At 73.6% G+C, this 13,487-nt stretch carries 18 protein-coding genes; 17 read left to right on the top strand and 1 reads right to left on the bottom strand.

Translation table 11 applies throughout. From position 1 onward, the window contains the following. Positions 1-269: 269 nt before the first annotated feature. The 10 genes from hisD (at position 270) to ACZ63H_RS17765 (ending at position 7,969) form a co-directional block, all read left to right on the top strand. A complete protein-coding gene (hisD, locus tag ACZ63H_RS17810) occupies positions 270-1,595 on the top strand; it encodes a histidinol dehydrogenase (protein WP_469865976.1) in 1,326 nt (441 codons plus the stop codon). A gap of 14 nt (positions 1,596-1,609) precedes the next feature. Next, a complete protein-coding gene (locus tag ACZ63H_RS17805; protein WP_469866030.1) occupies positions 1,610-2,716 on the top strand; it encodes a histidinol-phosphate transaminase in 1,107 nt (368 codons plus the stop codon). Then, positions 2,713-3,306: an imidazoleglycerol-phosphate dehydratase HisB gene (gene hisB / locus ACZ63H_RS17800; protein WP_146468424.1), complete on the top strand. Its 594-nt coding sequence runs from the start codon at positions 2,713-2,715 to the stop codon at positions 3,304-3,306. Before ACZ63H_RS17805 ends, hisB begins: the two co-directional genes overlap by 4 nt. Positions 3,307-3,309: 3 nt before the next feature. After that, positions 3,310-3,474, top strand: coding sequence for a hypothetical protein (locus ACZ63H_RS17795; protein ID WP_030605407.1), 165 nt, complete (start codon positions 3,310-3,312; stop codon positions 3,472-3,474). Further along, complete coding sequence (hisH, locus tag ACZ63H_RS17790) at positions 3,465-4,109, top strand: imidazole glycerol phosphate synthase subunit HisH (protein ID WP_469865974.1); 645 nt, start codon at positions 3,465-3,467, stop codon at positions 4,107-4,109. Before ACZ63H_RS17795 ends, hisH begins: the two co-directional genes overlap by 10 nt. Positions 4,110-4,112: 3 nt before the next feature. Next, positions 4,113-4,838, top strand: a complete 726-nt coding sequence (gene priA / locus ACZ63H_RS17785) for a bifunctional 1-(5-phosphoribosyl)-5-((5-phosphoribosylamino)methylideneamino)imidazole-4-carboxamide isomerase/phosphoribosylanthranilate isomerase PriA (protein ID WP_469865972.1) — start codon at positions 4,113-4,115, stop codon at positions 4,836-4,838. Then, positions 4,835-5,230 carry a RidA family protein gene (locus ACZ63H_RS17780; RefSeq protein WP_469865970.1) on the top strand — a complete coding sequence of 132 codons (396 nt, stop codon included), beginning with the start codon at positions 4,835-4,837 and terminating at the stop codon, positions 5,228-5,230. Before priA ends, ACZ63H_RS17780 begins: the two co-directional genes overlap by 4 nt. A gap of 6 nt (positions 5,231-5,236) precedes the next feature. Further along, positions 5,237-5,992: an imidazole glycerol phosphate synthase subunit HisF gene (gene hisF, locus ACZ63H_RS17775; RefSeq protein ID WP_469865968.1), complete on the top strand. Its 756-nt coding sequence runs from the start codon at positions 5,237-5,239 to the stop codon at positions 5,990-5,992. A 115-nt stretch (positions 5,993-6,107) separates the two neighbouring features. Beyond that, entirely contained in the window at positions 6,108-6,695 is a 588-nt protein-coding gene (locus ACZ63H_RS17770) for an ArsR/SmtB family transcription factor (protein WP_469865966.1), read from the top strand. A gap of 41 nt (positions 6,696-6,736) precedes the next feature. Beyond that, a complete protein-coding gene (locus ACZ63H_RS17765; RefSeq protein ID WP_469865964.1) occupies positions 6,737-7,969 on the top strand; it encodes an MFS transporter in 1,233 nt (410 codons plus the stop codon). 9 nt (positions 7,970-7,978) lie between these two features. Here ACZ63H_RS17765 and ACZ63H_RS17760 read toward each other — a convergent pair whose 3' ends face one another. Beyond that, positions 7,979-8,614 (bottom strand): TIGR03085 family metal-binding protein, encoded by a 636-nt coding sequence (locus ACZ63H_RS17760; RefSeq protein WP_469865962.1) that lies wholly within the window; start codon positions 8,612-8,614, stop codon positions 7,979-7,981. A 130-nt stretch (positions 8,615-8,744) separates the two neighbouring features. Between ACZ63H_RS17760 and hisI the strand changes: the two genes are divergently transcribed. The 7 genes from hisI to trpM all read left to right on the top strand — a co-directional run bounded on the left by hisI (position 8,745) and on the right by trpM (position 13,468). Beyond that, positions 8,745-9,146 (top strand): phosphoribosyl-AMP cyclohydrolase, encoded by a 402-nt coding sequence (hisI, locus tag ACZ63H_RS17755; RefSeq protein ID WP_467934598.1) that lies wholly within the window; start codon positions 8,745-8,747, stop codon positions 9,144-9,146. A gap of 11 nt (positions 9,147-9,157) precedes the next feature. After that, entirely contained in the window at positions 9,158-10,636 is a 1,479-nt protein-coding gene (locus tag ACZ63H_RS17750; protein WP_469865960.1) for an anthranilate synthase component I, read from the top strand. Between the two features lie 52 nt (positions 10,637-10,688). Next, on the top strand, positions 10,689-11,327 hold the full coding sequence (locus tag ACZ63H_RS17745; protein ID WP_469866028.1) for a TIGR02234 family membrane protein: 639 nt from the start codon (positions 10,689-10,691) through the stop codon (positions 11,325-11,327). A 138-nt stretch (positions 11,328-11,465) separates the two neighbouring features. Then, positions 11,466-11,723: an HGxxPAAW family protein gene (locus ACZ63H_RS17740; RefSeq protein WP_358689470.1), complete on the top strand. Its 258-nt coding sequence runs from the start codon at positions 11,466-11,468 to the stop codon at positions 11,721-11,723. A gap of 101 nt (positions 11,724-11,824) precedes the next feature. Next, a complete protein-coding gene (locus ACZ63H_RS17735) occupies positions 11,825-12,334 on the top strand; it encodes a DUF2752 domain-containing protein (protein WP_469865958.1) in 510 nt (169 codons plus the stop codon). Between the two features lie 136 nt (positions 12,335-12,470). Next, the gene (gene trpC / locus ACZ63H_RS17730; protein WP_469865956.1) at positions 12,471-13,280 is read left to right on the top strand and encodes an indole-3-glycerol phosphate synthase TrpC; all 810 of its coding nucleotides are present in this window, start codon (positions 12,471-12,473) and stop codon (positions 13,278-13,280) included. A 20-nt stretch (positions 13,281-13,300) separates the two neighbouring features. Next, the gene (gene trpM / locus ACZ63H_RS17725) at positions 13,301-13,468 is read left to right on the top strand and encodes a tryptophan biosynthesis modulator TrpM (RefSeq protein WP_469865954.1); all 168 of its coding nucleotides are present in this window, start codon (positions 13,301-13,303) and stop codon (positions 13,466-13,468) included. Positions 13,469-13,487 lie beyond the last annotated feature (19 nt).

Raw genomic sequence — 13,487 nt, 5'->3', positions numbered from 1 at the left:
CTCTCTCCGTGCCACGCGTTTCGTACAGCCGTTCATGCCCGCTGCGTGACCTGTCGAACACCGCACGTGAAGGGGATCTTCCGGATTCCGGCCACCCTCTGTACCGGCCATTGGCCCAGGAGAAGCGGGCCCACGGCGTGCGGCGGACCGGTTTCCGGGCCCCGGCGCACCCGTTCCGGCCCACGGTGTGCCAGCCATTGGCCCACGCTCTGTATCAGCCACTGATACGCGCGGACGGGTCGCGACGGCGGTCTGAGAGAATTGGGACTGTGATTTCCCGAATCGATCTGCGCGGCGACGCCCTTCCCGAGGGCCCCGCCCTGCGCGACCTGCTGCCCCGAGCCGACTTCGACGTTCAGGCCGCCCTGGAGAAGGTGCGTCCGATCTGCGAGGCCGTGCATCATCGTGGCGACGCGGCGCTGATCGACTTCGCCGAGAAGTTCGACGGAGTACGGCTGGAAAACGTCCGTGTCCCGGCGCACGCGCTCACCGACGCGCTCGCCGCCCTCGACCCGGGCGTGCGGGCCGCCCTGGAGGAGTCCATCCGCCGGGCCCGGCTGGTCCACCGCGCCCAGCGCCGTACGACGCACACCACCCAGGTCGTCCCGGGCGGCTCCGTCACCGAGAAGTGGGTGCCGGTCGAGCGGGTCGGACTGTACGCGCCCGGCGGCCGCTCGGTGTACCCGTCCTCCGTCGTGATGAACGTGGTGCCCGCCCAGGAGGCCGGCGTCGAGTCCATCGCGCTCGCCTCCCCGGCCCAGGCCGAGTTCGGCGGCCTGCCGCACCCGACGATCCTGGCCGCCTGCGCCCTGCTCGGCGTGGACGAGGTGTACGCCGCGGGCGGCGCCACCGCCGTCGCGATGTTCGCGTACGGCACCGAGTCCTGCCCGCCCGCGAACATGGTCACCGGCCCGGGCAACATCTGGGTCGCCGCCGCCAAGCGCTACTTCACCGGCAGGATCGGCATCGACGCCGAGGCCGGCCCGACCGAGATCGCGATCCTCGCCGACGACACCGCCGACCCGGTGCACGTGGCCGCCGACCTGATCAGCCAGGCCGAGCACGACCCGCTCGCGGCGGCCGTCCTGGTCACCGACTCCGCGGAGCTGGCCGAGGCGGTGGAGAAGGAGCTGGCACCGCAGGTCGCGGCCACCAAGCACGTCGACGACCGGATCGTGCCCGCCCTGGCGGGCCGGCAGTCCGCGATCGTCCTCGTGGACGGCGTCGAGGAGGGCCTGAAGGTGGTCGACGCCTACGGCGCCGAACACCTGGAGATCCAGACGGCCGACGCCGCCGCGGTCGCCGACCGGGTCCGCAACGCGGGCGCGGTCTTCATCGGCCCCTGGGCCCCGGTCTCCCTCGGCGACTACGCGGCCGGGTCCAACCACGTCCTGCCCACCGGCGGCTGCGCCTGCCACTCCTCGGGCCTGTCCGTCCAGTCCTTCCTGCGCGGCATCCACATCGTGGACTACACCCGGGACGCCCTCGCCGAGGTCGCCCACCACGTGGTGACGCTGGCGGAGGCGGAGGACCTGCCGGCGCACGGCGCGGCGGTCAAGGCACGGTTCGGCTGGAAGGTACCCGAGAGCAAGTGACAGGCAACCCCTCTGTGTCCCGCTGGGACGAGCTGCCCATCCGTGACGAGCTGCGCGGCAAGTCCCCCTACGGCGCGCCCCAGCTGGACGTGCCCGTACGGCTGAACACCAACGAGAACCCCTACCCGCTGCCCGAGCCGCTGGTCGAGCGGATCGCGGAGCGGGTGCGCGAGGCCGCCCGCGACCTGAACCGCTACCCCGACCGGGACGCGGTCCTGCTGCGCACCGAGCTGGCCAAGTACCTGACGAGGACCGGCGGACACCCCCTCGGCATCGAGAACGTCTGGGCCGCCAACGGCTCCAACGAGGTCATCCAGCAGCTGCTGCAGACCTTCGGCGGGCCGGGCCGCACGGCCATCGGCTTCGAGCCGTCGTACTCGATGCACGCGCTCATCGCGCGCGGCACCGGCACCGGCTGGATCTCCGGTCCGCGCGGCGAGGACTTCACCATCGACCTCGCCGCCGCCGAGCGCGCCATCGCCGAGCACCGGCCGGACGTCGTCTTCGTCACCACCCCCAACAACCCCACCGGCAACGCGGTCCCGGCAAAGACGGTCCTCGCGCTGTACGAGGCGGCGCAGGCGGCCAAGCCGTCCATGGTGATCGTGGACGAGGCGTACGTCGAGTTCAGCCACGGCGCCTCGCTGCTGCCGCTGCTGGAGGGCCGCCCGCACCTGGTGGTCTCCCGCACGATGTCCAAGGCGTTCGGCGCCGCCGGCCTGCGCCTCGGCTACCTGGCCGCGCACCCGGCCGTGGTGGACGCCGTCCAGCTGGTCCGGCTGCCGTACCACCTGTCGGCCGTCACCCAGGCGACCGCCCTGGCCGCCCTGGAGCACACCGACACCCTGCTCGGCTACGTCGAGCAGCTGAAGGCCGAGCGGGACCGGCTGGTCGCCGAGCTGCGCGCGATCGGCTACGAGGTCACCGAGTCCGACGCCAACTTCGTGCAGTTCGGCCGGTTCGCCGACGCCCACGAGGCCTGGCGCAGGATCCTCGACCGGGGCGTGCTGGTCCGGGACAACGGCGTACCGGGATGGCTGCGGGTGTCCGCCGGCACCCCGGAGGAGAACGACGCGTTCCTCGACGCGGTACGGGAAGTCAAGAAGGAGCAGAGTTCATGAGCCGCGTTGGACGCGTGGAGCGCACCACCAAGGAGACCTCGGTGCTGGTCGAGATAGACCTCGACGGCACCGGCCGCACCGACATCGCCACCGGCGTCGGCTTCTACGACCACATGCTCGACCAGCTCGGCCGGCACGGCCTGTTCGACCTGACCGTGAAGACCGACGGCGACCTGCACATCGACTCCCACCACACCATCGAGGACACCGCCCTCGCGCTGGGCGCCGCCTTCAAGCAGGCCCTCGGCGACAAGGTGGGCATCTACCGCTTCGGCAACTGCACGGTCCCGCTGGACGAGTCCCTCGCCCAGGTCACCGTCGACCTGTCCGGCCGCCCCTACCTCGTGCACACCGAGCCCGAGAACATGGCGCCCATGATCGGCGCGTACGACACGACGATGACCCGGCACATCCTGGAGTCCTTCGTCGCGCAGGCGCAGATCGCGCTGCACGTGCACGTGCCCTACGGCCGCAACGCGCACCACATCGTGGAGTGCCAGTTCAAGGCGCTGGCCCGGGCCCTCAGGTACGCCTCGGAGCGCGACCCGCGCGCGGCCGGCATCCTCCCGTCGACGAAGGGCGCGCTGTAACCCATGACCGGTCTGTCGACCCTCCTGATCGTCGTCGGCCTCTTCCTGGTCGGCGGCATCATCTCCTTCGTCAAGCAGAAGATGCCCACCAGCCTGATCGTGCTGCTCTCGATCGGCGCGGCGCTGTGCCTGGTGGCGGGCGTCATGCGGCTGGAGGTGTGGAATTGAGCACCAAGAAGGTCGTCGTCTTCGACTACGGCTTCGGCAACGTGCGCTCCGCCGAGCGCGCCCTCGCCCGCGTGGGCGCCGACGTCGAGATCACCCGTGACTTCGACAGGGCGATGAACGCCGACGGGCTGCTGGTGCCGGGCGTCGGCGCGTTCGACGCCTGCATGAAGGGCCTGCGCGACGCGCGCGGCGACTGGGTCGTGGACCGCCGGCTGTCCGGCGGGCGCCCGGTCATGGGCATCTGCGTCGGCATGCAGATCCTGTTCGCGCGCGGCATCGAGCACGGCGTGGAGGCCGAGGGCCTGGACGAGTGGCCCGGCACGGTCGAGCCGCTCCAGGCCGACGTGGTGCCCCACATGGGCTGGAACACCGTGACCGCCCCGGCCGGTTCGCGGCTGTTCGCGGGCCTGGACGCCGACGCCCGCTTCTACTTCGTGCACTCCTACGCCGTCCACGACTGGTCCCTCCAGGCCCACAACCCGGTGATCGAGGCCCCGAAGGTCACCTGGTCGACGCACGGCAAGCCGTTCGTGGCGGCGGTGGAGAACGGCGCCCTGTGGGCCACCCAGTTCCACCCCGAGAAGTCCGGCGACGCCGGAGCCCAGCTCCTCACCAACTGGATCGGAACCCTGTAGACCATGGCCAAGCTCGAACTGCTTCCCGCCGTCGACGTCCGTGACGGCCAGGCCGTCCGCCTCGTGCACGGCGAGTCCGGCACCGAGACCTCCTACGGCTCCCCGCTGGAGGCCGCCCTCGCCTGGCAGCGCGCCGGCGCGGAGTGGCTGCACCTGGTCGACCTGGACGCCGCGTTCGGCACCGGGGACAACCGCGCGCTGGTCGCCGAGGTCGCCGGGGCCATGGACATCAAGGTGGAGCTGTCCGGCGGCATCCGCGACGACGACACCCTCGCCGCCGCCCTCGCCACGGGCTGCACCCGGGTGAACCTCGGCACGGCCGCCCTGGAGACCCCCGAGTGGGTCGCCCGGGTCATCGCCGAGCACGGCGACAGGATCGCCGTCGGCCTGGACGTCCGCGGCACCACCCTGCGCGGCCGGGGCTGGACCCGCGACGGCGGCGACCTCTACGACACGCTGGCCCGCCTGGACAAGGAGGGCTGCGCCCGCTACGTCGTCACCGACATCGCCAAGGACGGCACGCTCCAGGGCCCGAACCTGGAGCTGCTGCGCAACGTGTGCGCGGCGACCGACCGCCCGGTGGTCGCCTCCGGCGGCGTCTCCTCGCTGGACGACCTGCGCGCCCTCGCCGGCCTGGTGCCCCTCGGTGTCGAGGGCGCCATCGTGGGGAAGGCGCTGTACGCGAAGGCGTTCACCCTGGAAGAGGCCCTGGAGGCTGTGTCGTCATGACGTCCGAAGCCGTACGGCGTGTGCAGAGCGGAAGTCCCTGGGAAGAGTCCTTCGGTTTCGCACGCGCCGTGGCGGCGGGCGACCGGGTGCTGGTGGCGGGCACGACGTCCTTCAAGGGGACGGTGCTGTACGGCGAGGGCGACCCGTACGAACAGGCCAAGGTGGCCTTCACCAGCGCCCTGGAGGCGATCGCGGAGTTCGGCCTCGGCATCGGGTCCGTGCTCCGTACGCGGATGTACCTGACCCATGCGCGGGACGTGGAAGCCGTCGGCCGGGCCCACCAGGAGCTGTTCGGCTCCGTGCGGCCGGTCTCGACCCTGCTGGTCGTCGAGGGCTTCGTCGACCCGCGCATCCTGGTCGAAGTGGAACTAGAAGCATTCAGAGGAGCCTGAGCAGTCATGACCCTGGCGGTCCGAGTCATCCCCTGCCTGGACGTGGACAACGGCCGGGTCGTCAAGGGCGTGAACTTCCAGAACCTGCGGGACGCGGGCGACCCCGTCGAGATGGCCAAGGTGTACGACGCCGAGGGCGCCGACGAACTGACGTTCCTGGACATCACCGCGTCCTCCGGCGACCGGGAGACGACCTACGACGTGGTGCGCCGCACCGCCGAGCAGGTGTTCATCCCGCTGACGGTCGGCGGGGGCGTGCGTACCGCCGAGGACGTGGACAAGCTGCTGCGGGCGGGCGCCGACAAGGTGGGCGTGAACACCGCCGCGATCGCCCGTCCCGACCTGATCCGCGAGATCGCGGAGCGCTTCGGCCGCCAGGTGCTGGTCCTGTCGGTGGACGCCCGCCGCACCCCCGGGGGCACCTTCGAGGTCACCACCCACGGCGGCCGGCGCGGCACCGGGCTCGACGCGGTGGAGTGGGCGCACCGCGCGGCGGAGCTGGGCGCGGGGGAGATCCTGCTGAACTCCATGGACGCGGACGGCACGAAGGACGGCTACGACCTGGAGCTGATCACGGCGGTGCGCGGGCACGTCACCGTCCCCGTGATCGCCTCCGGCGGCGCCGGCAGGCTCGCCGACTTCCCCCCGGCCGTCGAGGCGGGCGCCGACGCGGTCCTGGCCGCCTCCGTCTTCCACTTCGGCGACCTCCGCATCGGCGACGTGAAGCAGACCCTGCGCGCGGCGGGGCATCCCGTCAGGTAGCGAGAGCGCGACAGGCCCCGGCCGGGTGGCCGGGGCCTCTTCGCGCGCTGACGCGAAAGAAAAATTGCGCAAGAAACATTGCGCAGTTTCTCTTTCGCGTCTAGGGTCCGATGACATGCCACGCGAAGAGAACCGCCGGATCACCGACATCGGGACGCTCAAGGCGCTCGCCCACCCGCTGCGCATGAAGCTCTACCGCCTGCTGTTCGTCTCCGAGGCGGCCACGGCCTCCCAGCTGGCCGAGCAGGTGGACGAGGCGGTCTCCCTGGTCAGCTACCACCTGCGCACACTCGCCCGGCACGGCCTGGTCGAGGAGGCCGAGGGGCGTAGTTCCGACGGCCGGGAGCGGTGGTGGCGGGCCGTGTCCGAGGGGGTCTCCATCCGGGACGAGGACTTCCGGGACGAGCCGGAGAAGGCCGCCGCGCACCTCGCGGCCTCGCGGCTGTTCCTGGAGCAGCGTGTGGAGATGTACCGGACCTACCTCGACGCGCGCGCCCACTGGGGAGCCGAGTGGAACGCGGCCTCCGGTGACACCGAGTCCCTGCTGCGGCTCACCCCAGCGGAACTGGCCGCGCTGCACGAGGACCTGACCGGCCTGATCAGGCGCTACGACGAGCAGGGACGCGCCCGCGAGGCCGCCGGCGACACCGAGGGCCGCGAGCACGTCGCGCTGCACGTGTACGGCTTCCCGTTCCGCCCCTGATCCCCGCCTCCGCCTCCGCGCCCGAGAGGACACCCCCCTCCGTGACCGCCACGCTCATACCGACCGCGTCCGTGCGCGCCCACCGCGACCCCAACGTGCTGCGCTGGCTCGGTGCCTACACCTCCTCGATGCTGGGCGACAACATCTACTACCTCGCCCTGTCCTGGGCCGCCGTCCAGGCCGGCACCCCCGCGCAGGCCGGCCTCGTGATGTCCGTCAGCGCGCTGCCCCGGGCCGTGCTGATGCTCGGGGGAGGGGTGATCGCCGACCGGCTCGGCCCGAGGAGGGTCGTGATCGGCAGCGACGCCGTGCGCTGCGCCGCCGTCCTCGCCGCGGCCGCCCTGCTCTTCCTCACCCACCCCGGCCTGTGGCCCCTCGCCCTGCTCGCGTGCGTCTTCGGCACCGTCGACGCCGTGTTCATGCCGGCCGTGGGCGCCCTCCCGGCCCGGATCACCGGCAAGGACCAGCTCGCCCGCGTCCAGGGCCTGCGCGGCCTCGCCATCCGCGCCGCGAGCGTCGTCGGCGCCCCGCTCGGCGGCCTCGGCGTGGCCCTCGGCGGCGCCCCGGCGGCCTTCGCCCTCGCCGGAGCGCTCATCGCGCTCTCGCTGCCCCTGCTGCTGTCCGTGCGCGTACGGGACCTGCCCGCCGGCACCGAGCGAGGCACCACCGCCTGGGCCGACCTGAAGGCCGGACTGCGCCACGTCCGCCGGCACCGCGTCCTCGGCCCCCTCATGATCGCCATCGCGCTCGGCGACCTCGGCTTCGTCGGCCCGCTGAACGTCGGCCTGACCCTGCTCGCCGACCACCGCGGCTGGGGCGCCGCGGGCATGGGCTGGATCCTGGCCGGGTTCGGCGTCGGCGCGGGCACCGCCTCCCTGCTGCTCGCCGCGCGCGGCCGGCTGCCCCGCGCGGGCCTGCTCACCGGGTGCGCGTGCGCCGCGGGCTCCGTGGCCGTCGGCGCCCTCGGCTTCGTCCCCGGCCTGGCCGCCGCCGTCGGCACCGCCCTGCTCGTCGGCCTGCTCACCGGGCTCAGCGGCGCGCTGTGCGGCGCCCTGCTCCAGACCCAGGCCGACCCCGCCTACCTGGGCCGCGTCACCGCCGTCTCCAGCCTCGTCAGCCTCGGCCTCACCCCGCTGAGCATGCCCTTCGCCGCCGCCGCGGCCGGCGCCTTCGGACTCGGCCCGGTCTACGCCGTCAGCGCCGCCGTCTGCGGAACCGGCGGCCTCGTCTTCCTCGCCGTACCGGCCCTGCGCCGCGCGGAACTCCCCGGCTGACGGGCCCCCTCAGATGCCCAGTTCCTTCGACGCGTGCAGCCGGTCGATCGCGTCCCCGTCCCCGTCCAGCTCCACCCTGGCCGCGCTCTGCCGCCCGTACGCGAACATCAGCAGCTCCGACGGCTCACCGGTCACCGTGACCACCGGCGTCCCCCGGTGCGCCACCACCGTCTGCCCGTCCGGGCGGCGCAGCACCAGCCCCGTCGGCGCGCCCTTGCCCAGCAGCCGCGCGGCCCGCTCCAGCCGCGACCACAGCGCGTCCTGGAACACCGGGTCCAGTTCGCGCCGGGTCCAGTCCGGCTGGGCGCGGCGGACGTCCTCCGTGTGGACGTAGAACTCGATGATGTTGGCCGCCTCGTCGACCTGCTTGAGCTGGAACGGCGAGAACCGCGGCGGCCCGGTGCGGATCAGCCGGATCAGCTCCTCGTACGGCTTCGCGGTGTACTCGGCCATCACCTTCTCCAGGCGCGGCGCGAGCCGTTTCACCAGCGTGCCGCCCACCGCGTCCGGGCGGCGCTCGCGCACGATCACGTGCGCGGCCAGGTCCCGGGTCCGCCAGCCCGCGCAGAGTGTCTCGGCGTCCGGACCGGCGGTTTCCAGGAGGTCGGCGAGCAACAGCCGTTCACGCTGGGCGAAGGTCGACATGAAGCCAGCCTACGACCAGGTGATCGCCCCGCCCACCCGTCACCTCCGGGCGGGGCCCCCGCGGCGCCCCCGTGACCGCCCCGTGGACGCGCCGGGCCCGCTGCCGGCGCGGCGCGGCACAATGGCACGCATGACCAGTACGACCGGCAGCCCCCGGCCCAGCAGCCTCGACCCGGAGATCGCCGCGCGGCTCAAGCGCAGCGCCGACGGGCTCGTCCCCGCCATCGCCCAGCAGTACGACACCGGCGAGGTGCTCATGCTCGGCTGGATGGACGACGAGGCCCTGCACCGCACGCTGACCACCGGCCGCTGCACCTACTGGTCGCGCAGCCGCCGGGAGTACTGGGTCAAGGGCGACACCTCCGGCCACGTGCAGCGGGTCAAGTCGGTCGCCCTGGACTGCGACGGCGACACCCTGCTGGTCAGGGTCGACCAGGTGGGCGCCGCCTGCCACACCGGCGCGCGCACCTGCTTCGACGAGGACGTGCTCCTGAAGGACGCGGATTCCGCCGCTCCGGCGTCCGCTCAGTAAGGTCAGCCGCCATGGATCTCGAGACCTTCCGCAAGCTGGCCGGCGACCGGCGCGTCATCCCGGTCACCCGCAAGCTCCTCGCCGACGGCGACACGCCGGTCGCGCTCTACCGCAAGCTCGCCGCCGAACGCCCCGGCACCTTCCTGCTGGAGTCCGCGGAGAACGGCCGCTCCTGGTCCCGGTACTCCTTCGTCGGGGTCCGCAGCGCCGCCACCCTCACCGCCCGCGACGGGCAGGCCCACTGGATCGGCACCCCGCCCGTCGGCGTCCCCACGGACGGCGACCCCCTCGCCGTCCTGCGCGCCACTCTCCAGACCCTGCACACCCCGCACCAGGAGGGCCTGCCGCCCTTCACCGGCGGCATGGTCGGCTATCTGGGCTACGACATCGTCCGCCGCCTGGAGAAGATCGGCCCCGGCGAGCACGACGAGCTGCGGCTGCCCGAGCTGACCATGCTGCTGACCAGCGACCTCGCCGTGATGGACCACTGGGAGGGCTCGGTCCTGCTGATCGCCAACGCGATCAACCACAACGACCTGGACACCGGCGTCGACGAGGCCTACGCGGACGCCGTGGCCCGCCTGGACGCCATGGAGGCCGACCTCTCCCGCCCGGTCGCCCAGCCCCCCGCCCACCTGCCGCCCTCCGCCCTGCCCGAGTACACCGCCCGCTGGGGCGGCCCCGACTACCAGCGGGCCGTGGAGGACATCAAGGAGCGCATCCGCGCGGGCGAGGCCTTCCAGGTCGTGCCCTCCCAGCGCTTCGAGACCCCGTGCACGGCGAGCGCCCTGGACGTCTACCGGGTGCTGCGGGCCACCAACCCCTCGCCGTACATGTACCTCTTCCGCCTCGACGGCTTCGACGTCGTCGGCTCCTCCCCGGAGGCGCTGGTGAAGGTGGAGGACGGGCGCGCGATGGTCCACCCCATCGCCGGCACCCGGCACCGCGGGGCCACCCCGCAGGAGGACCAGGCGCTCGCCGAGGAGCTGCTCGCCGACCCCAAGGAACGCGCCGAGCACCTGATGCTGGTCGACCTCGGCCGCAACGACCTGGGCCGGGTCTGCGAGCCCGGCTCGGTCGAGGTGGTCGACTTCATGTCCATCGAGCGCTACTCGCACGTGATGCACATCGTCTCCACCGTCACCGGCAGGGTCGCCCCCGGCCGCACCGCCTTCGACGTGCTCACCGCCTGCTTCCCGGCCGGCACCCTGTCCGGCGCCCCCAAGCCCCGCGCGATGCAGATCATCGACGAACTGGAGCCCTCCCGGCGCGGCCTGTACGGCGGCTGCGTCGGCTATCTGGACTTCGCCGGCGACTCCGACACCGCCATCGCCATCCGTACGGCGCTGCTGCGCGACGGCACCGCGTACGTCCAGGCCGGCGCGGGCGTCGTCGCCGACTCCGACCCGGTCGCCGAGGACCAGGAGTGCCGCAACAAGGCGGCGGCGGTGCTGCGGGCGGTGCACACGGCGAACCGCCTCGGGCAGTAGGGCGCTTCTCATGGCAACCCCGGGTGTCGGTTCGCCCGGGGTTCAGGCGATAGTGGAGTACGTGACTGCCGTACCTCACCCCCGTTCCCAAGCCGCCGCACCCGCCCGGTCCGGCCGGCGGAGCCTCGCCGCGGCCCTGCTGTTCGGCGCCCTCGGCGCGGCCGTGGCGCTGCTCGCGACCCGGCAGCGCTGGGCGGACGGCACCGCGACGGTGGCCGGCGGCGCGTTCCCGCTGACGGCCAAGGGCAGCGACGTCACGGGCGTCCCCGCGGCCCTCGCCATAGTGGGCCTCGCCGCGCTCGTCGCGGTCTTCGCCGTCCGCCGGGCCGGCCGCCTCGTCGTCTCCGGGCTGCTCGCGCTGTCCGGCGCCGGCATCGCCGCCGCCGCCCTGGCGGCCGTCTCCGACGGCTCCGCGCTGGACGAGCGGGCCGCCGAGGTCAGCGGCGACAGCTCCGCCACGGTCCACGCGCTCAGCCACACCGGCTGGCCGTACGTCGCGGCCGCCGGCGGGCTGCTGATCCTCCTCGCCGGCCTGCTCGCCCTGCGCTACGGCCGCCTGTGGCCGGCGATGTCCGGCCGGTACGAACGCGGTGCCGCCCGCCCCCGGCGCACCGCCCGCCCGGCCGACCCCGAGCGCCCCGAGGAGATCTGGAAGGCCCTGGACCGGGGCGAGGACCCGACCGGCGCCTGAGCGGTCACGGCCGCCCCGGCGGTGTGGCGAACCAGACGCCACCCCCGCGTCCGGCGCGCCCGGGGCTACGCGACAATGGACGGCGAGCGTACGACGCGTAGGTACGACACGTACATGAGCAACAACGAGGAGCAAGTCATGGCGGGCAGCAGCCACGGCCACGGTCACACCCCGGCCGCCTGGACCGGAAGCATCATCGCCTTCATCGGTTTCTGCGTCGCGGGCGCCTTCATGGTGATGGCCCAGCCCGTCGGTTTCTGGGCCGGCATGGTGCTCACGGTCCTCGGCGGCGTGGTCGGCGGCATCATGCGCGCCATGGGCCTCGGCCAGCCGAAGCAGAACCACGCCGTGCAGCGGACGGCCGCGACCCCCGAGCCGGCCGCCGCGGGCCACTGAGCCCGGGCCTTCCCGACAGGCGGTCCGGCATCCCAGGCGATGCGGACCGCCTTTCGCGTTCCCGGCGGGCGGGGCCGCACCGGGCGGGGCACAATGCCCGCGTGAACGCCGACAGCCGTGCCCTCCCGCCGGAGGCGCCCCGCGGCACCCCCCGCCCCGCGCCGCCCCCCGCCCCCCTCGGCCCACCGCGCCCGGCGCCGGCTCCCGCCTCCCTGCCCCGGCGGCTCGCCGTACCCGTCGGGGTGTTCGCGGCCGTGGCCGGGGCCTTCGGGTACGTCGGCGCGGTCGACCCGAACGAACCCGGCCACTATCCGGTCTGCCCGCTGTACCTGCTCACCGGCCTGTACTGCCCGGGCTGCGGCGGGCTCCGCAGCGCGCACGCGTTCGCCCACGGCGACCTGCTCACCGCGCTGCGCGACAACGCCGCGGCCGTGGCCGCCTACCTGGGCTTCGCCGTGCTGTGGACCCTGTGGACCGCGCGCGCCGCGCGCGGCCGGCCACCGCGCACCGGCACCGGCCCCCGCCCCGCACACCTGTGGACCGCCGCCGCCTTGCTGCTGGCGTTCACCGTGCTCAGGAACCTGCCGTCCGGCGGCTGGCTCCGCCCGTGACGCGTCCGGGACGGATGTCCACGGAGTGGGACCGCCGTCAACCGGATGCGAGGCCACCGCACCGCGGCGGATACCATCGCATTGACCACGGCTTTCAGAGCCCGAAGGAACCACCGTCTGGAAGGGGGCCGCTCGCGTGAGTGTGCTCGACGAGATCATCGACGGAGTCCGTGCCGACCTCGCCGAGCGGCAGGCCCGCGTCAGCCTCGACGAGCTCAAGGAGCGCGCGGCCGGCGCCCCCGCCGCCAAGGACGGGGTGGCCGCGCTCAAGGGCGACGGCGTCAAGGTGATCTGCGAGGTCAAGCGCTCCAGCCCCTCCAAGGGCGCGCTGGCCGCCATCGCCGACCCGGCCGCACTCGCCGCGGACTACGAGGCGGGCGGCGCGTCCGTCATCTCCGTCCTCACCGAACAGCGCCGCTTCGGCGGGTCGCTCGCCGACCTGGAGGCCGTCCGCGCCCGCGTGGACATCCCGGTGCTGCGCAAGGACTTCATCGTCACGTCGTACCAGCTGTGGGAGGCCCGCGCGTACGGCGCCGACCTCGCGCTGCTGATCGTGGCCGCCCTCGACCAGCCGGCCCTGGAGTCGCTGATCGAGCGCGCGGTGTCCATCGGCCTGACCCCGCTCGTCGAGGTCCACGACGAGGACGAGGTGGAGCGGGCGGTGGACGCGGGCGCCAAGGTCATCGGCGTCAACGCGCGCAACCTGAAGACGCTGGAGGTCGACCGCGGCACCTTCGAGCGGGTCGCCCCGGAGATCCCCGACCACCTGGTGAAGGTCGCCGAGTCCGGCGTGCGCGGCCCGCACGACCTGATCGCCTACGCCAACGCCGGCGCCGACGCCGTCCTGGTCGGCGAGTCCCTGGTCACCGGCCGCGACCCGAAGGCGGCCGTGGCCGACCTGGTGGCGGCGGGCGAACACCCGGCACTGCGCCACGGCCGCGGCTGAATCCCGCTAGGCTGGCGCCGATGACGTTCACCACGACGACCCCGGACCGGCACGCGCGCCTGGCGCGCGGCTGCCGTCCGCGCGGCTGCCGCGCGCCCGCGCGCCGCGTCCACGGCCGCCGGGTGAGGTACGTCATCGGTGCCGAACCCGGGCAGGTGAACGGGCGTCGATGGCAGCGCGCCCCTTAGGGGCGCGGGGAACTGCGCG

This window comes from Streptomyces sp. NPDC104831 (genome assembly GCF_055583025.1).
The sequence above is the reverse complement of the archived record's forward strand: the minus strand, read 5'-3'. Positions and strand labels throughout refer to the sequence as shown.

What these genes read in the sequence shown, in the direction of transcription:
- hisB (WP_146468424.1), top strand. Translation starts at nt 2,713, where the DNA reads ATGAGCCGCGTTGGACGCGTGGAGCGCACCACCAAGGAGACCTCGGTG.
- ACZ63H_RS17795 (WP_030605407.1), top strand. Translation starts at nt 3,310, where the DNA reads ATGACCGGTCTGTCGACCCTCCTGATCGTCGTCGGCCTCTTCCTGGTC.
- priA (WP_469865972.1), top strand. Translation starts at nt 4,113, where the DNA reads ATGGCCAAGCTCGAACTGCTTCCCGCCGTCGACGTCCGTGACGGCCAG.
- ACZ63H_RS17780 (WP_469865970.1), top strand. Translation starts at nt 4,835, where the DNA reads ATGACGTCCGAAGCCGTACGGCGTGTGCAGAGCGGAAGTCCCTGGGAA.
- hisF (WP_469865968.1), top strand. Translation starts at nt 5,237, where the DNA reads ATGACCCTGGCGGTCCGAGTCATCCCCTGCCTGGACGTGGACAACGGC.
- ACZ63H_RS17770 (WP_469865966.1), top strand. Translation starts at nt 6,108, where the DNA reads ATGCCACGCGAAGAGAACCGCCGGATCACCGACATCGGGACGCTCAAG.
- ACZ63H_RS17760 (WP_469865962.1), bottom strand. Translation starts at nt 8,614, where the DNA reads ATGTCGACCTTCGCCCAGCGTGAACGGCTGTTGCTCGCCGACCTCCTG.
- hisI (WP_467934598.1), top strand. Translation starts at nt 8,745, where the DNA reads ATGACCAGTACGACCGGCAGCCCCCGGCCCAGCAGCCTCGACCCGGAG.
- ACZ63H_RS17750 (WP_469865960.1), top strand. Translation starts at nt 9,158, where the DNA reads ATGGATCTCGAGACCTTCCGCAAGCTGGCCGGCGACCGGCGCGTCATC.
- ACZ63H_RS17740 (WP_358689470.1), top strand. Translation starts at nt 11,466, where the DNA reads ATGGCGGGCAGCAGCCACGGCCACGGTCACACCCCGGCCGCCTGGACC.
- trpM (WP_469865954.1), top strand. Translation starts at nt 13,301, where the DNA reads ATGACGTTCACCACGACGACCCCGGACCGGCACGCGCGCCTGGCGCGC.